Annotated in this window: 23 protein-coding genes; 10 read left to right on the top strand and 13 right to left on the bottom strand. The window is 60.8% G+C overall.

Going from position 1 to position 19,439, the window contains the following annotated elements; translation table 11 throughout:
* Positions 1–91 precede the first annotated feature (91 nt).
* Genes NKI97_RS12855 through NKI97_RS12845 form a run of 3 tightly spaced genes read left to right on the top strand, consistent with a single transcriptional unit; the run spans position 92 to position 5,681 of the window.
* Positions 92–2,677: a GcvT family protein gene (locus NKI97_RS12855; protein WP_352742263.1), complete on the top strand. Its 2,586-nt coding sequence runs from the start codon at positions 92–94 to the stop codon at positions 2,675–2,677.
* A 39-nt stretch (positions 2,678–2,716) separates the two neighbouring features.
* Positions 2,717–4,342, top strand: a complete 1,626-nt coding sequence (locus tag NKI97_RS12850) for an ArnT family glycosyltransferase (protein ID WP_352744815.1) — start codon at positions 2,717–2,719, stop codon at positions 4,340–4,342.
* Positions 4,343–4,367: 25 nt separating this feature from the next.
* A complete protein-coding gene (locus tag NKI97_RS12845; protein ID WP_352742511.1) occupies positions 4,368–5,681 on the top strand; it encodes a M24 family metallopeptidase in 1,314 nt (437 codons plus the stop codon).
* Between the two features lie 109 nt (positions 5,682–5,790).
* Here the strand turns inward: NKI97_RS12845 and NKI97_RS12840 are convergent, their stop codons facing one another.
* Positions 5,791–6,600, bottom strand: a complete 810-nt coding sequence (locus NKI97_RS12840) for a phosphate/phosphite/phosphonate ABC transporter substrate-binding protein (protein ID WP_352834495.1) — start codon at positions 6,598–6,600, stop codon at positions 5,791–5,793.
* A 143-nt stretch (positions 6,601–6,743) separates the two neighbouring features.
* Here NKI97_RS12840 and NKI97_RS12835 point away from each other — a divergent pair, with 143 nt between their 5' ends.
* Positions 6,744–7,835, top strand: a complete 1,092-nt coding sequence (locus tag NKI97_RS12835) for a tyrosine-type recombinase/integrase (protein ID WP_352834492.1) — start codon at positions 6,744–6,746, stop codon at positions 7,833–7,835.
* 194 nt (positions 7,836–8,029) lie between these two features.
* Here the strand turns inward: NKI97_RS12835 and NKI97_RS12830 are convergent, their stop codons facing one another.
* The 11 genes from NKI97_RS12830 to NKI97_RS12780 all read right to left on the bottom strand — a co-directional run bounded on the left by NKI97_RS12830 (position 8,030) and on the right by NKI97_RS12780 (position 15,469).
* Positions 8,030–8,821: a glycoside hydrolase family 108 protein gene (locus tag NKI97_RS12830; RefSeq protein ID WP_352834489.1), complete on the bottom strand. Its 792-nt coding sequence runs from the start codon at positions 8,819–8,821 to the stop codon at positions 8,030–8,032.
* Positions 8,822–9,061: 240 nt separating this feature from the next.
* Positions 9,062–10,690, bottom strand: a complete 1,629-nt coding sequence (locus NKI97_RS12825) for a virulence-associated E family protein (RefSeq protein ID WP_352834486.1) — start codon at positions 10,688–10,690, stop codon at positions 9,062–9,064.
* Entirely contained in the window at positions 10,657–10,932 is a 276-nt protein-coding gene (locus tag NKI97_RS12820) for a hypothetical protein (RefSeq protein ID WP_352834484.1), read from the bottom strand. The genes NKI97_RS12825 and NKI97_RS12820 overlap by 34 nt, the downstream gene beginning before the upstream one ends.
* A 53-nt stretch (positions 10,933–10,985) precedes the next feature.
* Positions 10,986–11,942: a CHC2 zinc finger domain-containing protein gene (locus tag NKI97_RS12815; RefSeq protein WP_352834481.1), complete on the bottom strand. Its 957-nt coding sequence runs from the start codon at positions 11,940–11,942 to the stop codon at positions 10,986–10,988.
* A 17-nt stretch (positions 11,943–11,959) separates the two neighbouring features.
* A complete protein-coding gene (locus NKI97_RS12810) occupies positions 11,960–12,355 on the bottom strand; it encodes a VRR-NUC domain-containing protein (RefSeq protein ID WP_352834479.1) in 396 nt (131 codons plus the stop codon).
* Positions 12,355–12,897, bottom strand: coding sequence for a single-stranded DNA-binding protein (gene ssb, locus NKI97_RS12805; protein ID WP_352834477.1), 543 nt, complete (start codon positions 12,895–12,897; stop codon positions 12,355–12,357). Before ssb ends, NKI97_RS12810 begins: the two co-directional genes overlap by 1 nt.
* 1 nt (position 12,898) lies before the next feature.
* Positions 12,899–13,249 (bottom strand): hypothetical protein, encoded by a 351-nt coding sequence (locus NKI97_RS12800; RefSeq protein WP_352834474.1) that lies wholly within the window; start codon positions 13,247–13,249, stop codon positions 12,899–12,901.
* Entirely contained in the window at positions 13,246–14,733 is a 1,488-nt protein-coding gene (locus tag NKI97_RS12795) for a DEAD/DEAH box helicase (protein WP_352834472.1), read from the bottom strand. The genes NKI97_RS12800 and NKI97_RS12795 overlap by 4 nt, the downstream gene beginning before the upstream one ends.
* Entirely contained in the window at positions 14,730–15,026 is a 297-nt protein-coding gene (locus NKI97_RS12790) for a hypothetical protein (RefSeq protein WP_352834469.1), read from the bottom strand. The genes NKI97_RS12795 and NKI97_RS12790 overlap by 4 nt, the downstream gene beginning before the upstream one ends.
* Complete coding sequence (locus tag NKI97_RS12785) at positions 15,027–15,248, bottom strand: hypothetical protein (RefSeq protein WP_352834466.1); 222 nt, start codon at positions 15,246–15,248, stop codon at positions 15,027–15,029.
* Entirely contained in the window at positions 15,245–15,469 is a 225-nt protein-coding gene (locus NKI97_RS12780; RefSeq protein ID WP_352834463.1) for a helix-turn-helix domain-containing protein, read from the bottom strand. Before NKI97_RS12780 ends, NKI97_RS12785 begins: the two co-directional genes overlap by 4 nt.
* A gap of 129 nt (positions 15,470–15,598) precedes the next feature.
* On the opposite strand from NKI97_RS12780, the gene NKI97_RS12775 reads away from it, so the two are divergent.
* Positions 15,599–16,321 carry a helix-turn-helix domain-containing protein gene (locus NKI97_RS12775; RefSeq protein ID WP_352834460.1) on the top strand — a complete coding sequence of 241 codons (723 nt, stop codon included), beginning with the start codon at positions 15,599–15,601 and terminating at the stop codon, positions 16,319–16,321.
* 51 nt (positions 16,322–16,372) lie between these two features.
* Here the strand turns inward: NKI97_RS12775 and NKI97_RS12770 are convergent, their stop codons facing one another.
* Entirely contained in the window at positions 16,373–16,606 is a 234-nt protein-coding gene (locus tag NKI97_RS12770) for a hypothetical protein (RefSeq protein ID WP_352834457.1), read from the bottom strand.
* A gap of 291 nt (positions 16,607–16,897) precedes the next feature.
* Between NKI97_RS12770 and NKI97_RS12765 the strand changes: the two genes are divergently transcribed.
* The 5 genes from NKI97_RS12765 to NKI97_RS12745 are packed head-to-tail and all read left to right on the top strand — an operon-like array spanning position 16,898 to position 19,439.
* Positions 16,898–17,770, top strand: coding sequence for a PD-(D/E)XK nuclease-like domain-containing protein (locus tag NKI97_RS12765; RefSeq protein ID WP_352834454.1), 873 nt, complete (start codon positions 16,898–16,900; stop codon positions 17,768–17,770).
* A complete protein-coding gene (locus NKI97_RS12760) occupies positions 17,767–17,970 on the top strand; it encodes a hypothetical protein (RefSeq protein WP_352834451.1) in 204 nt (67 codons plus the stop codon). Before NKI97_RS12765 ends, NKI97_RS12760 begins: the two co-directional genes overlap by 4 nt.
* A complete protein-coding gene (locus NKI97_RS12755) occupies positions 17,939–18,853 on the top strand; it encodes a recombinase RecT (protein ID WP_352834449.1) in 915 nt (304 codons plus the stop codon). Before NKI97_RS12760 ends, NKI97_RS12755 begins: the two co-directional genes overlap by 32 nt.
* Positions 18,850–19,050, top strand: a complete 201-nt coding sequence (locus NKI97_RS12750) for a hypothetical protein (RefSeq protein WP_352834446.1) — start codon at positions 18,850–18,852, stop codon at positions 19,048–19,050. The genes NKI97_RS12755 and NKI97_RS12750 overlap by 4 nt, the downstream gene beginning before the upstream one ends.
* Positions 19,050–19,439 carry a hypothetical protein gene (locus NKI97_RS12745; protein WP_352834444.1) on the top strand — a complete coding sequence of 130 codons (390 nt, stop codon included), beginning with the start codon at positions 19,050–19,052 and terminating at the stop codon, positions 19,437–19,439. Before NKI97_RS12750 ends, NKI97_RS12745 begins: the two co-directional genes overlap by 1 nt.

Below are 19,439 nucleotides of genomic sequence, written 5' to 3'. Positions count from 1 at the left end.
GGCTGGCCGGAAACATCGCTGTATCCGATCTCCGCTTTGTTTTCGCGCCCCGCTCACTCGATTCAATCTCTTCAAACACGGATCTATCTTCATGAAATCTCATGCAAAAGCGGTTGTCATCGGCGGCGGGGTCGTTGGCTGCTCGGTGCTCTATCATCTGGCCAAGGCTGGCTGGGCCGACATCATGCTGATCGAGCGTTCGGAGCTCACTTCCGGCTCGTCCTGGCATGCGGCGGGCGGCTTCCATACGCTGAACGGCGATCCCAACGTCGCCAAACTGCAGGCCTATACGGTGCGGCTCTACAAAGAGATCGAGGAGATTTCCGGCCAATCCTGCTCGCTGCACCTGACCGGCGGCGTGATGATGGCCGACACGCCCGAGCGCATGGACTTCTTGCGGCTCGCCCACGCCAAGGGCCGCTATCTCGGCATGGACACCGAACTGATCACGCCGTCTGAAGCCAAGGCGATGTTCCCGCTGATGGACGAGACGAATTTCGTCGGCGCCATGTGGGATCCAGTCGAGGGCCATCTCGACCCTTCCGGCACCACCCATGCCTATGCCAAGGCCGCCAGGAAGCTAGGCGCCGAGATCGTACTGCGCAACCGCGTCGTGGAACTGACGCAGGAGGTCGACGGCACCTGGAACGTCGTCACTGAGCAAGGCACAGTCAAAGCCGAGCATGTGGTCAACTGCGGCGGCCTGTGGGCGCGCGAGATCGGTCGCATGGTCGGCGTCGAACTGCCGGTGCTGGCCATGGAGCACATGTATCTTCTGACCGAGCCGATGCCGGAGGTCGAGGAATTCAACAAGTCGACCGGCCGCGAGATGATTGGCGTGCTCGATTTCAAGGGCGAGATCTATACCCGCCAGGAACGCAACGGCATCCTGCTCGGCACCTATGAAAAGGCCTGCAAGCCGTGGTCGCCGGTCAACACGCCGTGGGATTTCGGCCACGAGCTGCTGCAGCCCGACATCGACCGCATCGCGCCGTCGCTCGAGATCGGCTTCAAGCATTTCCCCGGCATCGAAAAGGCCGGCATCAAGCAGATCATCAACGGCCCCTTCACCTTCGCGCTGGACGGCAACCCGCTGGTCGGCCCGGTACAGGGCCTGACCAATTTCTGGTGCGCCTGCGCCGTCATGGCCGGCTTCAGCCAGGGCGGCGGCGTCGGCCTGGCGCTGTCGAACTGGATGGTCCATGGCGACCCCGGCTTCGACGTCTGGGGCATGGACGTTGCGCGCTTCGGCGAATGGGCAACGCTGCGCTATACCAACGCAAAGGTCCGCGAAAATTATTCGCGCCGTTTCTCCATCCGCTTTCCCAACGAGGAATTACCGGCGGCAAGACCAGCGCAGACGACCCCGCTTTACGACACCATGCTCGCCAACAACGCCGTCATGGGCGACAGCTGGGGTCTCGAAACCCCGCTCTGGTTCGCGCCGAGAGGCTCGGAGCCGAAGGACGTCGTGTCCTTCCACCGCTCCAATGATTTCCGCCCGATCGGCGAGGAGGTGCGCGCCACCCGCGAGAGGGTCGGCGTCACCGAGATCGCCAACTTCGCCAAATACGAAGTCTCCGGGCCAGGGGCCGAGGACTTCCTCAACCGTCTGATGACCAATCGCATGCCGAAGACCGGCCGCATCGTGCTGACGCCCATGCTGAACGAGTTCGGCCGGCTGATCGGGGACTTCACCATCGCCAAGGCGGGCCCAAGGGGTGGGGAAGACCGCTTCATGATCTGGGGTTCTTCGGCAGCGCAAAAATACCACATGCGCTGGTTCGAGAAGCATCTGCCAAAGGATGGAAGCATCCGCATCCACCGCTTCGACCAGATGCTGGTCGGTCTCTCCATCGCCGGGCCGAAATCCCGCGACCTGCTGCAGAAACTGGTCGATGTTGACATCTCGACCAAGGCCTTCCGCTTTATGGATTTCCGCGAAATGGCGGTCGGCGGCGCGCCTTGCATGGTCAATCGCATCACCTACACCGGCGACCTCGGCTATGAGATCTGGATGGCGCCTGCCTACCAGCGCCTGGTCTACAAGGCGATCAAGGAGGCCGGCGAAGAGTTTGGGCTTGTCGATTTCGGCATGCGGGCTTTGCTCTCGATGCGGCTTGAGAAGAACTTCCCGACCTGGTTCCGCGAGTTACGTCCGATCTACGGACCGTTCGAAGGCTCGATGGACCGCTTCATCAAGCTAGAGAAGAACGACTTCATCGGCCGGGAAGCAGCGGCCAAGGAACAGGCAGAAGGGCCGAAACTGCGCCGTGTCTCCTTCATCGTCGATGCCGCGGATGCAGACGTCATGGGCGACGAGCCGATCTGGGCCAAGGTCGGCGGCAAGGATTACGGCACCGTGGAAAAGCCGCATGGCTATGGCGCGCCGCGCTTCGACGCGGGCGGCAAGGAAGTGCGCGGCTCGAACGCCGCCGAAGGCGCGTCTGCCGTGCGCGGCATCGTCGACGGCGACTGGCGCGTGGTCGGCTGGGTCACCTCCGGCGGCTATGCGCATTATGTCGAGAAGTCGATGGCGCAAGGCTATGTACCGGCAGCGCTTGCCGAGAACGAGAGCGCCGGGCTGTTCGAGATCGAAATCCTCGGGCACCGGCGGCCGGCACGCATCAATGTCGAGCCGCCCTTCGACCCGAGCGGCGAAAAGATGAGGACGTAGGCGCAGCCAGCCGGTCGCATTGTGCGGAGCATACTCTTCATGCTAGCGCAGCCGGCAACACTCTGCTGCAAGGGCGATGAGATTTCATTGAAGTACAATCTGAGATGGGCCGACTGGCTTGCCGAGGCGCGGATCGGCCCCTTCCCGGCGGCGATCGTCATGGTCGCGGCTTACTTTGCCTTGCAGACCATCATACTGTCCCTGTTGAGCTCTTGGGCGGGAACCGGCGTCGGCATCGATGATGCGGAGCAACTGATCTATGTTCCGTATCTCTGGGCTGGATATGGCGGCTCGCAACCACCCCTGTACACCTGGATCAACTGGCTGGCCGCGCATATTTTCGGCACCAGTATCTTCACGCTGAAGCTCGTCAAATACTCCGTGCTGTTCCTTGCCGCCTGCAGCGTGTTCGCCGCCATGCGGCGGTTCGGCTACACCAAAGCGACAGCGGCGGCGGCCATGTTCGGCCTGTTTACGATCCCGCAGATCGTCTGGGAATCGCAGCGCGCCTTGTCGCATTCCGTCGCCGTCGTCGGCTTCTGCTCGCTGCTCCTGCTGGCCATGTCCTATCTTCTCGAGCGGCGAAGCATGATCGCCTGTGCGGCGTTTGGCCTAGCCACGGCGGCGGCAATTCTTGCCAAATATAATGATGTCTTCCTCGTGGTGGCCCTTGTTGCGGCCGTGCTGTCGCTGCGCGAATGGCGCAGCGCGATCCTCGATCCGAAGTTCGCCATCAGCATAGCGGTCGCGATATTGGTGCTGGCGCCAACCACCTATTGGAGCCTCATGCATCCCGCCGATTTATTGTCGAGAGGCGAGAAGTTCGGAATAGATTCGCAACAAGCGCGCATGGCGGCGGCCTTTGTCGGCGCCGGCAAGTTTATCATGGGCACCTTCAATTTCGCGGTCTTGCCGGTGCTCGTTTCCGCCCTGTCTTTCTGGCTGGCGAAGTTCCGTTTCTCGGAGCGGCATCCGGAAGGTCCGCCCCGGGAAATTCTGTTGTGGCGTACCTTGGCGCTCGGCTTGGCCATGCTGGCAATACTTGTACTTGCCACCGGCGTGACGGTGGTCAAGGACCGCTGGCTGCTACCGGTCCTGTTCATGTTGCCGCTGGCCATCGTCGCCACTATGGAACGGCTGGCGCCGCGCGGCAGGAATGCGCAGCTCATGGTGATCGCGGCTGGAGCGATCATCGCCGTGCTGCTCGCGCCCGCCACCTGGTACGTCCAGATAAACGGGGCCAGTGGCCTCTCGCGGATGATCCGCGTGGATTACCCCGCCCTCTATCGCCAACTGACTGCGGACGGACCGGTCAAAACCGCAATATCTGATGGTGCATGGGTCGGAAACCTGCGGCTGGTCGACGAAAAACTGGTCGCACTTGACCAGGAAGTGCCTAATTTCGAAACGCTGATGCAGGAGCCGGCCGTACTCGTCTGGCTTGACCGCGACGATCCGCGGCCGGTCATTTTGGAGCAGCTCAAAGCGGCCGGCTATGAGCCGGACGGCCAACCACGGCAAATGATGGTTCCGCTGTTGCGCGGCACCGGCAAGTCCGCCCGGGCCGGCGCCTATGTAAGATTGAAGAGAATGGCGGTGGGAGAAGCCACGGCGCCCAAGGAAGGCGTTAGCGGAGGAGCCGAGGGTGGACAGGAACCCGACTGACCGGCCCCGTCATCACCGCAAGATCATGCCGTTCGAGCCCGACGGCTCGAATGATGTGCTGCGCAAAAAATCGCAGATGAAGGCCGCTGAACTCAACCAGCATGCACTGGGCTATGGAGCGCTGGCGGAAGCCGAATGGCAGGCGGCGGGCATTGCTGCTCCTGACCTGCCCGCCATGCGCCGATACCGGCTCGAGCGCATCCGCGCCGAGCTGAAGCGCCGCGACTATGCGGGAGCCCTGCTCTACGATCCGGTCAATATCCGCTATGCCACCGACGCAACCAACATGCAGCTCTGGGTCGCACACAATCGGACCAGGCATTGTTTCGTTGCCACCGATGGCCCGGTGGTGCTGTTCGACTATTTCTCCTGCGAGCACCTTTCCGATCATTCCGGCGTCGTCGACGAGGTGCGGCCGGCGGTGTCGTGGGCTTATCTGTACAGCGGCGAGCTGACCAGTCAAAAAGTCCGCCGCTGGGCAGCCGGCATCGCCGACCTGGTATTGGAACATGGCGGCGGCAATCGCCGCATCGCAGTCGACCACATCAATCCCGAGGGCATCGAAGAGCTCGCCCGCCTCGGCATCTCGACCGGCAATGGCGAGGCGGTGATGGAAAATGCGCGGCTGATCAAATCGCCCGACGAAATCCTTGCCATGCGCCGGGCGATCGCCGCTTGCGAGGCGGCAATGGGCGAGATGGAGAAGGCGCTGAGGCCTGGCATCTCCGAGAACGAATTGTGGGCCGAACTCCATCGCGGCAACATCGCGCGCGGCGGCGAATGGATCGAAACCCGGCTCCTGTCGTCGGGCCCGCGCACCAATCCATGGTTCCAGGAGTGTTCGTCGCGGACGATCGAGGCCGGCGAGCTCGTCGCTTTCGACACCGACCTGATCGGTCCTTACGGCTTCTGCGCCGACCTTTCGCGCACCTGGCTTTGCGGTGATGCGCCGCCGTCGCAGGAGCAGCGCGACCTGTTCCGCATCGCCGCCGACCAGATCGCCCACAACACCGAGCTGATGCGGCCGGGCATATCGTTCCGCGACCTCGTCGAGGGCTCGTCAGTGCCACCGGGAGACTGCTTCCCGGCCCGTTACGGGGTGCTCTATCACGGCGTCGGCCTTGCCGACGAATACCCGACTTTGCCGCATGCTAGCGACTGGACCGACGACACACCGGACGGAGTGCTCGAACCTGGCATGGTGCTGTGCGTCGAGAGCTATATCGGTCGGCTTGGCGGCTACGAAGGCGTCAAGATCGAAGAACAGATCCTGATCACTGAAACCGGCAACGAGAAGCTTTCGACCTACCCGCTCGACAATCGGCTGCTTGGCGGCTGAGCGACGCTAATGCATGTCGCGCAAAAGTATGCAGCGGCTTTGCGATAACGACATGCATAAAACAAGAATCTAAAGCGCGTCGCATGAGGCCGACCGAACGCGACGCGCTTTATGCGAGCGCGGCGATCGCCTCGCGCATCGCAGCGACGATCGTTTCCGGCGTTGTCCTGGCCGTGATGAACGGCAAGCCTTTGCGCCGCCTTGTCCAGCCGACGACCGTCACCTTCTGCGCCGCCGGCTCGAAACTCTGCGCCAGCGCCCAGCTCTCGCAATCGATCGCCGCGACGTCCGCCCTGCCCTCGGCAACGGCAACGATCGAAGCACGGTGCCCACAGCTTTCGCTCAGCGCGGAAAAGATATCCAAACTCTCGCCCAATGTTTGCAGGTCGCGGGCTGGCGCGATGATGCCCGACATGGAATCGAGGCTGTTGAAGGTAAAGCGCTTGCCGCGCAGCTGATCGAGCGGAATGACGGCACCGCCGTCGGCCGGCGCCCTTGCCGGCGGTGCCTCGCCCGCTCTCATGACGATGGCGCTCGAATAGAGTTCGCCCTGTCCACCCTCGAAGGCGTCGTAACGCGGCTGGCCGATGAGCTGGACACGCTGCGACAGGCCGAGTTCCATCGGTCCCCAGCAGGTTTGCGCAAAGAGCAGCGCCGGATGCAGCCAGAGCTGGTGAAAATCCAGTTCGTCCGGCGGCAATGTCGCCGGATCGGGCGCGATGGGTTTTCCCTGATCGTCGCGAATACCGCCAGGCACGGGGGGCAAATCGCCGGTGCGGCGGATGATCGTCTCCGGCGCATCGATGCCTTTTTGTCTGAAAGCATCGCGCAGCCGCGCCCATTGCGCGTCGACATCGTCCCGCGCTTCCGGCCAGTCGTACATCGGCAAAGCCGCAACAGATTGACACTCGTAAGCCATTGATTTTGCCGGTTTCCCTTATAAAGCCCGTTGCTCACTGTTGCGCTACATGTTGCGCATCGTTGCGCATTTGACCATATCGGTAGGCATTTCGTTCCGGTAGGATCACAATGTAATCCCGACAGGAGCTTTGTGATACCGAAATGGGCACTATCGTCCCGCGTCCTCGCAAGGACGGCACAACCGCCTATATGGCAAAAATCATCCTCAAGCGAAAGGGCAAGGTCGTTCACCGCGAGACGGAGACATTCGACCGCCGCGCAGCTGCGAACGCGTGGATTGTCAAACGCGAGGAAGCGCTATCGAAGCCGGGCGAGATCGAGCGCGCTAAAGCGCCGGTGCCGACGCTGGGCCAAGTCATCAAGAAATATCTATCCGACAGCATCAAGCCTGTAGGCCGCACCAAGAAACAGGTCCTAAAATCCATACAGGATTTCGACATCGCGCAATTGCCATGCGACAGGATCGGGAGCCCCAACCTTGTCGAGTTCGCCCAGGAGCTTGGCAAGACGCGCCTACCGCAGACAGTCGGCAATTACCTTTCTCACCTTTCCGAGGTGTTCACGGTAGCCGGCCCGGCTTGGGGATACCCACTCGACAAGAAGGCAATCGAAGACGCCGCGATCGTGGCGCGCCGGCTGGGCATAATAGGGCGATCAAACCTACGCGACCGCCGCCCGACGATGGACGAACTGGACAGGATCATGACGTTCTTTACCAGCAGGCGGGTGAGCGCCGCGCCGATGCTCCAGATCACAGCGTTCGCGATCTTCTCGACCCGCCGCCAGGAGGAAATCACGCGGATCACATGGCCCGACCTGGACGAAGAACATAGCCGTGTTCTTGTCCGCGACATGAAGAACCCTACCGAGAAGGCCGGCAATGACGTTTGGTGCGATCTCCCGGAGCAGGCGCTAAAGATCGTCCAGGCCATGCCGCGCGGCCCGAACAGGATATTCCCGTACGTTCCCGACACCATCGGCCACGCATGGCGAGACGCTTGTGCGACCTTGGGAATTGACAATCTCAGGTTTCACGATCTAAGGCACGAAGGCGTCAGCCGACTGTTTGAGCTTGGCTTGAATATCCCGCACGTCGCCGCCGTCAGCGGGCATCGGTCCTGGACGAACCTCAAGAGGTACACCCACATTCGCGCCAAGGGCGACAAATACGCCGGCTGGAAATGGCTTGAGATCGCCGCGCCACAAAAAGAGAAGGCCGAGGAACGGGGCTGACAAAACCCCATTCCCCGGCCAGGGCGCTAACCCATTCGGGAGAAACCGTCCAGCTTTTAAGGACATCAGGAAAGTTGGTCCCATGCTTTTAACGTCGATCTGAGGACGGCCTTTCGTGGACATTTATGGGGACCGTCTTGAAAGACTACGTCATCCAGTCCCGTTGCGTTTATCGCATCGCATGTTGCGATTTGTCAAGCGCTTGCCGCGACCGCCTTGTACGCAGCCGCGCGCTCTTTGCTCTGGCGAGACTTGATCACCAGGACAGCGACAACCACCACGACGACAGCCGCGATGCCGGCGATCAGCAGCCAGTTCGGTTCGCCGCTCATGGCGGCATCGCTGCCGCCCGCGCCCGTACCGCCAGCAACCGCACCGCCAGCGCCCTGGGATTGGGTCTTGGCCTTGCCGGCTGCTTTGTCGGCTTCAACGTCAAGCTCGATTTTACGACTCTCCACAGGCGTTCCGGAGTTAGCCAGCCACATGGCGACGGCCTTGGCCTCCACGTCAGCAACGCGCGCGGACCAGCCCCGTTTAAACGTGTTCCAGATTTTCAGGCTTTGCATGAAGCTCAGCCGTTTGGCGCATAGCTTCTGGATGGTCTTTTTCTTGTCGGCGACGGCCAGGGCTTTGAGCGTATCCGGCCCGACCCTTCCGTCAGCATCGACGCCGAGGACAGATTGCAAAGCCTTCACCCCTCGCGATGGTCCCGAGTTGACGCCGAAATCGAACGTCCCCATGTCGATGCCGAACGGTAGAGCATCGCCCCGGATCGGCGTCCAAAAGCCGTCACGATAGATGAACTCAACGTCCGTCTGACTGATATTGCGAAGCTGGGTTTTGCTTGCGCCGGGCTTGTAGCGCCGGAACGTGGCAAGCGTGATCCCCTTCATCGTTGCGCCGCCAGGGTCTTTAGGATGATCGGACCATCCGCCCTCATAAGCGAGCGAGACTTTCAGGCAGGCCGAGAGATTTCCAGAAGCCATTGCGATTATCCCCTTTGGGTTGAAACCGCGACAACTTTCCCCGGCAATGGTTGGCGGCAGCGAACACTCCGGCGCGGGTACTCCTGCCAATCGCCTCCTGAGAGATTGGTGAACATGGCTGGCATCGTCCGAGAAGATCGGCACTGGGCCGCGAGCGGAGTGGACATGAACCCAGTGAAATGCGGCAAATCAGGGTGACGGGGCCGCGACCGGAATGAGCCGGCTCGCGGCTCTTTCATTTCACCAGTCTAGTTTTTCGTCGGCATATGACAGCAAGTCGGGTTTCTGATTGCGGAACACGATCCGATCCTCGCCGTCTTTGCGGTCTCGACCGGACACCCATCCTAGCTTTTTCATGATCCGCCCGACGCGGTTTGAGTGCTTCCAATCTGCATCCTTTTTCGGAATGCCTAGCGCTTCGAAAATCTCGAGTTGCGTGATTGATGTTCGGGTCTTGAGCATCGGCGCAATGTGATCGACCCACACGTCAACGTCAGTTCGCTTTTCCTGTTCGGTCTCGACCGCTTGCTGTTCTTCCTCTTGCACCCACCAACGCGCACCGGACTTGAACAGCGCCACGGCCTCAGCCCAAATCTGATCGCGGTCACGATGGATTGCGTCGATGTCGATCTTGCGCGCCTCCAGCGGCCAGAACCGACGCGCGCCAGTAGGATCGCGCAGATATGGATTTCCTTCCGGGTTGATCGTTCCGTTGAGAACGACGCGGCGCGGCGCTTCAATAACAGAGCGACCATAAGGCGGGCGAAAGCGATCCGTCTGGCGCGTCAAGAACTTCTTGACCGAGTTGGTTTCTGCGGCGGAGAACCGATGCATTTCCGCGACCTCAAGCCCCCACACCCCTTGCAGTTCCATCATCGCATCCTTGGACCCGATGTCAGACAGTTCGTCGGTAAAGAACTCGTCGCCATAAAGAGCCCGGATCGCGGTCGACTTGCGCAGCCCTTGCGGCCCCTCAATGATCGGCATCGTGTCGACCTTGCAGCCCGGCTTGAGGCCGCGCGCCACGCTGGAGATCAGCCAACGTTCACTGACAATCGGCGCGTAATTGTCGCCGACGCAACCGAGGTAGTCATTGGCGAACATCTTCACGCGCGCCTTGCCGTCCCACTCCAGGCCCTCCAGGTAATCAGTCAGCCGGTCGAAGCTCGAATGTTCGGCGACGGTCTGGATCACAGCCGCGATATTCGAAGCTTTTGGCGTCATGTAGCGTCCCTCGAGCCACATGACCGCCTCGCTATAGTCGCGATCCTGGATCGGTCGCGGCTCCCAGGACGCGCCTTTCGGAGCCCACGGCGGCGGAAGCTGGAGCATGACGCGAAGCTTGAACGCGTCGAAGGCGAACACGCCTTCCATGTCCTTATGGTTCTCGAGGAACAGCGCCCAATTCTTGGTAGCGCCCGGCTTGACCTTGCCTTCCTCATTGCAGATCAGTTCGAGTTGCCAGTTGTCATCAGCCTTGACCGTCTTGCGCGTGTGCAACTGAGTGACGGTCGCGCTTTCTGGCTGGGCTTGCTGCGTCGTGCGAGCCTCGCGCGTGACGCGGTCGCGCTCAACAGCGCGATCATGCTCTACCGCCCACGCTTGGGGCTCAGGAGCCGGCGAGGACGGTCCGGCAGGCTGCGAAGGAGCGGGATCGGGCGAAACGCTCTCAGCGGCCTCGCCTGCCGGTTTCTGTTGCGCCGGCACCCACTGGCGAGCCGTGGCGCGCATGAACGCGTCAAGCTGATCCTTGGTCCAGCCGTCATCAATGGCGTCGGCGCAGTCCCAGCCCTTTTTCGGCTGCTTTCCTGCCTGCCAGTCTTCGAATGAGTAAGTCATTTCTTGGCAGCGCGTCCGGTCTTTGCCCACACCATGCGGCGACCGCCGCCCGGCCCAGGAACAGCGTCGATCTCCAAACCAACCGCCCCGAGCTTCTTTCTAAATTTCACGAGCGCGACCGCAATGCAGTTGTCGGCGTTTATCGGTCCGCCATTCGGATCGTTAGCATAGGTTCCATCAACGATCTCGCGAGACGACAGGAAGCGCCCGAAGCTTCTGGCGAACACGCCGAACATCGCGCGCTCTGTATTGGTCAGGCGAAGCGTCTTCACGATCTCCAACGGGTTGCCGCTACCGTCCCGAAATCCGCAGCAAGGGCACCCGCTCATTTCGCGTCTCGGTGCATGAGCTTGACCGAGCACCCGAGGCCGACCAGATAGGCCGCGATATCGCAGGCCGTCTTTAGGCCGGGCGCGTCGTCATCCGGCCAGATCACAACCGAGCGCTCAGCGAGCGGCGACCAATCCGCGTGAGTAACTCCATAGGTTCCGCCCGCCCAGGAGACCACGTTGCGCCCGCTCCTGGCGGCAAGCTTGTCCTTGCACTTCTCGCCCTCGACAACGATCACTTGCCCATCGCGCAGATCGCGCAGCCCGTAGAGCGGGCGCGGCTTCGGGAAGGGAAAGCGCGACCAGCATTCCTTGCCGTTCGGCAGGCGAACCCACATCACCATCGGCGTTTCCTTGCCGCCGTCTGGTAGATCGTGGCGCAGGACATAGCCGATCAGCGAGCCGTCAATGCGGTGATACGGGAACACCATTGACGGGGCGAACGATCCCCATTCGCGGTCAGTGCCGGCGCGCTTGGGATTGTACAGGTTGACCTTGCGTCCGGCGACGATCTCACCGGCAGGATGCAATGGCACGATCCCCGCGTAAACGTCGCGCACCTCGACCGTGCGCGGCGCGACGTTCGGCCCGGCCTTACCACCCCCCAAGATGCGGATCGCCTCTTTGAGATCGACGCCCTTGATCCCTTGAACGAAATCGAGAACGTCGCCGCGCTCGCCGCAGCCGAAGCACTGGAACCGCTCGACGTTATCCTTGCCCTTGAAGATCGTAAATGACGGCGTGTCGTCGCCGTGGAAGGGACAGCAGGCAATCCATTCATCGCCGTCTTTCTCCAGCGTGACGCCGAAGCTTTCGACAGTGGCGGGTAGAGAAACGTCGCGCCGTAGACGCTCGACATCGGAAGCCATTTGAAAATCCCACCAACTGATTTGCATGTTGCGATAATCACAACGCATGGAGCAAATCGCAAGAGGCAACCCGACGATTTGCATAAAAACTTAGGGAACGATTAGCGCCAGAGGATGTGGTTTAAGTCCGCATCGTTGCGGGCAATGCCCGCCTTCCCGCCCGCATTGTTCACGGCCTCGATCCAAGCGATTTGCTCCGCCGATGGTCTGCCGTTTTCCTTCACCTCGACCTGAGCGTAAACGGCGACGGTTGAGCCGATCATGTCAGGCGTGATCTCGACCGGAACCCAGCCGCCCAGGTCAGACATTCCAGCCACGCCAGCATGGAAAGGGCGAGCGTTGCGGATCACGACATCGCCCGGTCCGAGGGCGAAGCGACCGGGGCCGCGCTCGACCTTGTTCCCGACCCAGGCCATGCCGACTTGCTGCCTGAAAAGCCGCGCCCCGAGAGAGGACGCGAGCTTTTGCAGCCGGCGCATAAGATCAGCCTCAGCCATCAGAACGGAATTTCGTCGTCAAGCTCTCGCGAGCCATGGTCATGGTTCGCATTGCGAGCACTGCCGCTGTTCCGCTTGAAGCTCTCGCCCTCGCCTTGCCGCGCTGTGCCGCCCGATTGCGAGGCATAACCGCCGCTCTTGTTGCCCGGCCTGTCAGCATTGCCGTTCTGATCGGACGCACGCGATCCGCCGCCGCTATCGCCCAGGAGGATGAGCTTGCAATCGAACCCCGTCAGAACAACCTCAGTCGAGTAATGGTCAACGCCGTCCTTTTCCCATTTGCGAGTTTGCAACTCGCCTTCGACGTAGACCTTGCTGCCCTTTTTGACGTATTTTTCGATGACACTTATCAGCCCGTCATTCCAGACAACGACGCGGTGCCATTCGGTGCGCTCTTTCTTCTCGCCGCTGTTCTTGTCTTTCCAGCTTTCGGATGTGGCGATAGAGAAATTCGCAACCGCAACGCCGCTGTTGAGGTTTCTGACTTCGGGATCGGCCCCGAGGTTGCCGATCAGCGTTACCTTGTTGAGTGAGCCGGCCATTTCAATGAACTCCCAGGATGAGGCGATACCCTTGGCGGTAACCCACGTTTTCAACAGTGATACCGGACCCGGCCAAGCGAGCCCGAAGGTGGCAGAGCGCCACCTTGAAAGCGGCGTACATGCGCGTCGGCGACGGCCCGCCATCGGGATCGTCGGAGTACATGGCGTCAAAAATTCTTTCGGTCATTACGGGCATGCCCTTGCCGCGCCAGACCGCGCCGAGAATGCGCGCCTCCAGCGGCGTGACCTTGTAGCGATCGATCACGATTTCCAGCGACGGAACGGTCACGCGCTGTTTGCAGCACGGGCAATCAATCGGTGAGAGTTTCAGAGTTGCATGGTTCATCATCATCGGTATTCCCCTTGCCTTTCCGCCTTTTTCGCAAGCCTCGCCGTCAGAACGTGAGCCGCCCATTTTTCAGGGGACTTTGATTTTTTCGCCGTTGTCGTTTCGAGCAGGATTTTCAGTTGCTTCTTGATGCCGGCGTCGAGATCGTCGGTTCGTCCGGCCTTGATGTCAGCCGCAAGCTGGCGCGCTTCCTCATCGTGCTGCCGCTTACGCTCGCGCCTCACGGCCTCCAGGTCGATTTCTTCTAGCTCGCCCTCGACCTCATCAATGACGCGACTGCCGCCAACGGCATCGCGTTTCTTGACCGGATAGACCAAGCCGCAGTCGGGGCATTTCGGCGCGGGATCGTGCGAGCAAAAGCACTTCACGCACGTCATTGTCAGTTCCTCGCGCGAGGCTTTTTTATTGCCCTCAAGCGACCACTCAAACTCTTGATCTGGCAGACCAAGGCGAGCGAAGCCGCCGACCAGATCGAGCAGAATATGCGGCACGCCTGTCCCGTCCTGGCGCAGCCCGCGCCCGTGCTTCTGGAGGTGGCGCGCCCGCGATTGGGAGGGCGAGTTGTCAAGCACCGCCTCAATGGTGACTGGCCGGTCAACTTGCGCTGCCAGGTCGAAGCCCTCGCAGAACAGTTGGCAATTTATGATCAGATCAATCTGCCGGTCAGCGAAGGCATTGAACGCGGACACCCGGTCAGGCTGTGGCGTGTTGCCGTCTAGCGCTACGGCGACGATCCCGTTTTCACGGAACGTGGCGGCGAGACGTTCGGCGCTCGCGACCGATGGAGCAAAGCCAATCGTGCGCTTGCCGAGGGCATACTTGCGCCAGTGCTTGACGGCGTTCGAAAGGACCGCCTTGCCCGACATCAGATCGTCAAGCTCGGATGCGACGAACTCGCCGCCGCGCACGTGTAGGCCGCTCAGATCAAGACCGGCAGGAGAGAATGCGCGGTATCTGGAGAGGTGCCCGTTGTCGATCAGCCAGCGCGGCGTCGGGCCGAGGACCATCGTATCCCACACATCGCCCAGCGGCTTGCCGTCCAAGCGCTCAGGCGATCCGGTGTAACCGATCAGGCGCGCGCCGGTTTCCTTGTAGTGCAGCGCGACCGCCGCCCATCCAGCAGCCGCCGACAGGTGCGCCTCATCGACCATGACGTAATCCGCGGGGATCTTGCCAAGCCGGTTTTTCAGCGAAGCAATCGAGGCGATGAACACCCGGTGATACGGGTTATAGTGGTAGCCGGCCGCGATATAGGAGAACGGAATTCCGAACTTCTCAAAGGTCTTGGCCGTTTGCGTGATCAGATCGACGCGGTGAACGCAGAAGATCACGCGCTTTCCGGCCGCTATAATCAGCTTGATCAGCGCCGCCGCGAGGACGGTCTTGCCGAAGCCGGTAGGAGCATAAGCAAGGACCGACGCATGCGAACGCAGCGCGATCCGCAGTTTTGCCCGAACGTCCTCCTGATCTTCGCGCAGCGTGATCATTCGGCCGGCGCGCCGAGCAACAGTTGCGCCTTAGGAGCCTCAAGCGGCTGCGCTCCCGGTGCGGCAGATGTGCAGAGCCGGCCCATGCTGTCGCGCATCAGAGCACCGTTCCAGGACATATAGTTGAGGCTCATCTTGGCCTTGCTTGTCGAGCCGTCAGCCATCAGGCGAACGAAGCCGCCCGCCGTCTTGGCGTACAGGTTGCCGTCGCGCTCATAGAGATCGACCTGTTTGAAAACGCCGTTGATGATGACGATTGCCGCCTCACCATCGACTTGTTTGAAAAATCCCATTTAGTTTCTCCCGATAACCAGGCGCTTGATCGCCGTCTCATGCGGAGCCATCCGCCGCAGACGCGCGCCGAGCAGCAACAAATCCTCAGCCTCGCTAGCTGTAATCGTCAGGTGAGTTTCGCCGGCAATCACGCCACCAAGCGCCGTGCAGTGCAGCAGCAGGCCATCGACAAAATCCGCCTGCTGAGCCAGCGTTAAGGCCGGTCGCGCCTCACCGCTCATTGGACTTCCGGCGTCAGATCGTCAGACGTAAGCGGGATGCCGTAGGCCGACGCGACTTCAATGATCAGTTCTTGATCCTTGCCGCTGATCAGTCCTTTTTCGTCGCGCAGCGCCCGGCTGATCTTGGACCTGTGCCGTTTGAGGACACGGGCAAGCTGCGCAGGCGACATGCCGAACTTCGCATGCACCTTCTGCCACGGAGTTTTGAGGGGTTCCGACAAGTGAGGTGTCTCCTTTTGATGCATGTTTCACAACAATACGTTGCGATTTTCACATCGTCAAGATGCCTCAACCGGAGGTTAACCAAAATAATCCGATTAACCACAACCTACCAATCCGGCCTAGTCCGCTTGCCTGCCTTGCTGTTTGTTGCGAAAGGTGCAACATTGTTAACGCGGCGGGATTTTCGAATCGCGCAACCCGGTGTAAAGAGCATGCAAAGAACCATGGAGAGACCGGCTATCGATAAAGTATGGTTCATCGATAAGCTGGCGGAGACGGGAAAGTCCGTTCGCGGTCTTGCCCGTCATCTGGGAGTTGATGCGTCCGCAGTCTCGCGGATGCTTTCAGGTCAACGAAAGATGAAGATGGAAGAAGCCAACGAGATCGCAAGATTTCTAGACGCTTCCATTGCTGACGTTCTCACTCACTCCGGGGTGTCGATTACCCTGGACGAGCGGCCGGCGAGCATCTTGCTTGCGGCAACCATTGACGAGCGTGGAATTATGCAAAGGCTTGCGGACCCAAAGCCACTACCGCAGGCCGTGATCGACCGCGCCCATGCGTCGATAACGGTTCACGGGAATAGCCGAATCGTTGGCGCGCAAATACGCGCCTTGAGCGGGCCGATGTCCGTTATGGATGACGCTGTAGTTCTGTTTCGGGATACCGAGAGCATCGATCCTGCTGCGATCGGTGCCCTGTCGATCTGCCGGGCTCGTAGTGGGGAACAGTTCCTCGCCAAGATCGAGCGCGCCAGGAAGACTGGAGAGGCAAGCGTGATCAGCGCGACGGGCGAACCGATGGAAGTTTCGCTAGAAGCGGCAACGCCTGTCTTGGCGATGATCCCATAGAAAAAGCCCGCCTAACTGGCGGGCTTTCCCGTTTCAGCACCATTCAACCGATTAGGCGAAGGATCGCCCGGGGTCGAAATAGCCGGCAGTGAAGCAGGCATGTCGGAGCGCGCGCGCGATGAAGGCGCGGAACCGTGCCAGCGGCGCGGGATTGTCGGGCGCTTCGGAGCGGAGCGCTTCGAAGTCCAGCGAAGCGCGGGCGTCGAGCCAGTCCAGCGTGAAGAACGCACCGATCGCGGCGGCGACGAACATATACCCCGAATAGAACGATCTCATGTAGCGCATAGGTTTTCCCTTTCGATCAGGATTGAGCAGTCTGCGCGGCCACTGTGATCGCGAGACGGTTGAGATCGTGAACCGCCGAAAGAAAGACGCCCGACGCGGGGAGGAACCGGGCCGGGCGTTTTAGCGGTCGCTCAGGGAGGATGCGAGCAACTGTTGCGGTTAACGCACGCATCGCCACATCTCGTCAATCGATTAAATTCTGAAATCCTGAAATTCAGCCTATTGACCGTTGCGCATTGTTGCGCTTATTGTTGCGATCATAGCAACGACGCAACAGAAGGAGCAACACGCATGAACGCAATCCCGAAAGGCTTCAAGCCGGGCATCTATCAGGGCGTTCCGAACGAAGCTTACCACTCAGGCCCAGGCGTTTCTAAGTCTGGCCTTTGGACGATCCATTCGCAATCGCCGGCTCACTACAAATCCCCTCCGGCCAAGGATGAAGAGAGCACGCAAGTCAAGGCCAACAGAGACTTTGGCACAGCTGCGCATATTGCGATCCTGGAGCCGGAGACTTTCGAGAAGCGCGTGTTTCGCGGGCCGGTCGACCGTCGCGGCAACAAGTGGACCGACGCCGAAGAATTTTGCCAGAGCGAGGACAAGACGCTTCTGGTCGCTTCGGCCTATGACGAAGTGCTTGCAATGCGTGACGCCGTTCACGCCGACGCCTGGGTCAATTCGATCATCACGGGCGGAAAGCCTGAGATCGAGGCATCCGGCTACTGGATCGATCCGGCGACCGGCATGATTTGCCGCTGCCGTCCCGACCTTTACCGCGCCGACCTGGGCATCATCGTTGACCTCAAATCGGCGCTAAGCGCGCACCCTGACGCCTTCGCTCGAAGCGTGACCAACTACGGATATCATGCGCAGGAAGCAATCTATTCGGACGGCTGGCGGACCTTGGGCCGCAGCGTCGAGGGCTTTGTATTCCTCGCCTGGGAAAAGAAATCTCCCTACGCCTTCGGCGTGTACGAGCTTCCGCCGTCCATCGTGGAAGAAGGCCGCGCCGTCATGCGCAAGGCGCTCGACACCTATGCCGAATGCGTCAAGGCCAACCATTGGCCGGCATATGGTGACGGCGTGCAGGAGCTTTCGTTCAAGCGTTGGGCCTACCGGCTCACCGAAGCGCCGAACGGAATGGACGGCGAGGAAGCGGCGTGACGCTGACCCTCGCCGGCCGAACCCGAAAATTTTGGTGCGCGGCGTATTTCTATCGCCGCGCCGATCCAAGCCGCAACCGCGCCATTGCTGTTTCAGTTCTGGAGCAAGTCAAAGAAACCGCAGCCGGCACGGTCAAAGATCGCGCCGCTGCCCTTCTGAGAGAGATCAATGAACCAGATCGCCACCCTTCCCGCGCTTAAGCAGGACATCGCCCGCATGGGCGTCGAGTTCGGCAAGGCGCTTCCCGGCCACATCACTGCCGACAAGTTCGTTCGCACCGCGCAGACGGCGATTGCCCTCACGCGCAACATCGACAAGGTGAAGAACACCGGCTCCTTGCTCGCTGCCTGCACCAAGGCCGCAGCTGATGGCCTGATCCTGGACGGGCGCGAGGCCGCGCTTGTCATCGACTATAACGGCGACGTGCAATATCGCCCGATGATGCGCGGGCTTCTCAAGCTCGCTTACAACAGCGGCGTCCTGAAAAGCCTTGTGGTCGAGAGCGTTCGCATGAACGACCTGTTCGACTACCAGCCGACGCGATCCGGCGAGCCGATCATTCACAAGATCGACCTCAAGTCAGATCGCGGCGAAGTCTATGCCGTCTATGCCTTAGCCGAGTTCAAGGACGGCGGCGTCATCCATGACGTGATGACGGTTGCGGACGTGAACCGCATCCGCGACCGTTCCGACGCATGGAAGGCATTCGTCGCCAAGAAGATCAAGTCAACGCCCTGGGCGACCGACTGGAGCGAAATGGCGCGCAAGACGGTGTTCCGCCGCCTGTCCAAATACCTGCCGGCAAGCAGCGACCGCGAGGACCGTCTACAGCAAGCCGCAGAGCGGATCGATGAAGATTACACGTTCGACATCGACGCCGAGACAGCGCCCGCCAACACCCCTGCTGCGACCGCCAAGAAGCGAGGCGGCGCGGCTGCGGCGCTCAAGGACGTGACGCCGAAGCAGACGGCCAAGCCGAAGCCCGAGCCAGAGCGCACCGAGGACGGCGAAGCCTATGACGGCGAGACGGGCGAGATCATCGACTATGACGGTCCCGACCAGCGGCCGGGGGATGACATATGAGCGTCGACACCATCCCCGGATTTTCCCGCGTCGAAATCCGCACAGGCGGCAAGGTCGAGATCGCGATCGCCGCCTATGAACTCAGGCAATTGGCCGGCGAACTGGATAGGATCGCCGGCCTTCATCACAACGACGAAAGCTTGGCAATCCTTGCTCACCACAAGATCAAGGCCACGTCGAAAATGCTCAGGGGATAATGATGCAGATCGAAGACGGAAAGACCTATCGCAGCCGCAACGGGAACCAGGTCGGCCCGGTGCGCGCCAGCCAGGATGGAACCTATTTCTTTCTTGGCCGGTCCTACACCAAAGACGGCCATTACCACGCGGACCGCACCGTAAGCCCGTTCGATCTTGTCGAGATATGGGCGGTTGAGGGACCCAAAGACGAGCCGCCCCCCGAGCATGTCATGCAGTTCTTCGAATTCTCTCACCTCCCGCCAACACTAAAGGAGATCAGCCGCCCGTTCAGCCAGATGGCCGAGGACATCGTTCGCAAGCTACCCCGCAACCAGCAGCGCACAATGGCGCTCAACAAGCTTCTGGAGGCCAAGGACGCAGCAGTCCGCGCCTTCATCGCCAAGTAA

It is taken from the genome of Mesorhizobium sp. M0296, assembly GCF_040321675.1.
Taxonomy (GTDB): Bacteria; Pseudomonadota; Alphaproteobacteria; order Rhizobiales; family Rhizobiaceae; genus Mesorhizobium.
This window is presented reverse-complemented; position numbering and strand designations above follow the sequence as displayed.

Excerpts from the sequence above, each read along its gene's own strand:
- ssb (WP_352834477.1), bottom strand. The coding sequence starts at position 12,897 with ATGGCCGGCTCACTCAACAAGGTAACGCTGATCGGCAACCTCGGGGCC.
- NKI97_RS12810 (WP_352834479.1), bottom strand. The coding sequence starts at position 12,355 with ATGGCTGAGGCTGATCTTATGCGCCGGCTGCAAAAGCTCGCGTCCTCT.
- NKI97_RS12850 (WP_352744815.1), top strand. The coding sequence starts at position 2,717 with ATGCTAGCGCAGCCGGCAACACTCTGCTGCAAGGGCGATGAGATTTCA.
- NKI97_RS12765 (WP_352834454.1), top strand. The coding sequence starts at position 16,898 with ATGAACGCAATCCCGAAAGGCTTCAAGCCGGGCATCTATCAGGGCGTT.
- NKI97_RS12800 (WP_352834474.1), bottom strand. The coding sequence starts at position 13,249 with ATGATGATGAACCATGCAACTCTGAAACTCTCACCGATTGATTGCCCG.
- NKI97_RS12840 (WP_352834495.1), bottom strand. The coding sequence starts at position 6,600 with ATGGCTTACGAGTGTCAATCTGTTGCGGCTTTGCCGATGTACGACTGG.
- NKI97_RS12835 (WP_352834492.1), top strand. The coding sequence starts at position 6,744 with ATGGGCACTATCGTCCCGCGTCCTCGCAAGGACGGCACAACCGCCTAT.
- NKI97_RS12845 (WP_352742511.1), top strand. The coding sequence starts at position 4,368 with ATGCCGTTCGAGCCCGACGGCTCGAATGATGTGCTGCGCAAAAAATCG.
- NKI97_RS12855 (WP_352742263.1), top strand. The coding sequence starts at position 92 with ATGAAATCTCATGCAAAAGCGGTTGTCATCGGCGGCGGGGTCGTTGGC.
- NKI97_RS12750 (WP_352834446.1), top strand. The coding sequence starts at position 18,850 with ATGAGCGTCGACACCATCCCCGGATTTTCCCGCGTCGAAATCCGCACA.
- NKI97_RS12815 (WP_352834481.1), bottom strand. The coding sequence starts at position 11,942 with ATGCAAATCGTCGGGTTGCCTCTTGCGATTTGCTCCATGCGTTGTGAT.
- NKI97_RS12790 (WP_352834469.1), bottom strand. The coding sequence starts at position 15,026 with ATGGGATTTTTCAAACAAGTCGATGGTGAGGCGGCAATCGTCATCATC.
- NKI97_RS12830 (WP_352834489.1), bottom strand. The coding sequence starts at position 8,821 with ATGGCTTCTGGAAATCTCTCGGCCTGCCTGAAAGTCTCGCTCGCTTAT.
- NKI97_RS12785 (WP_352834466.1), bottom strand. The coding sequence starts at position 15,248 with ATGAGCGGTGAGGCGCGACCGGCCTTAACGCTGGCTCAGCAGGCGGAT.
- NKI97_RS12755 (WP_352834449.1), top strand. The coding sequence starts at position 17,939 with ATGAACCAGATCGCCACCCTTCCCGCGCTTAAGCAGGACATCGCCCGC.
- NKI97_RS12745 (WP_352834444.1), top strand. The coding sequence starts at position 19,050 with ATGATGCAGATCGAAGACGGAAAGACCTATCGCAGCCGCAACGGGAAC.
- NKI97_RS12770 (WP_352834457.1), bottom strand. The coding sequence starts at position 16,606 with ATGCGCTACATGAGATCGTTCTATTCGGGGTATATGTTCGTCGCCGCC.
- NKI97_RS12795 (WP_352834472.1), bottom strand. The coding sequence starts at position 14,733 with ATGATCACGCTGCGCGAAGATCAGGAGGACGTTCGGGCAAAACTGCGG.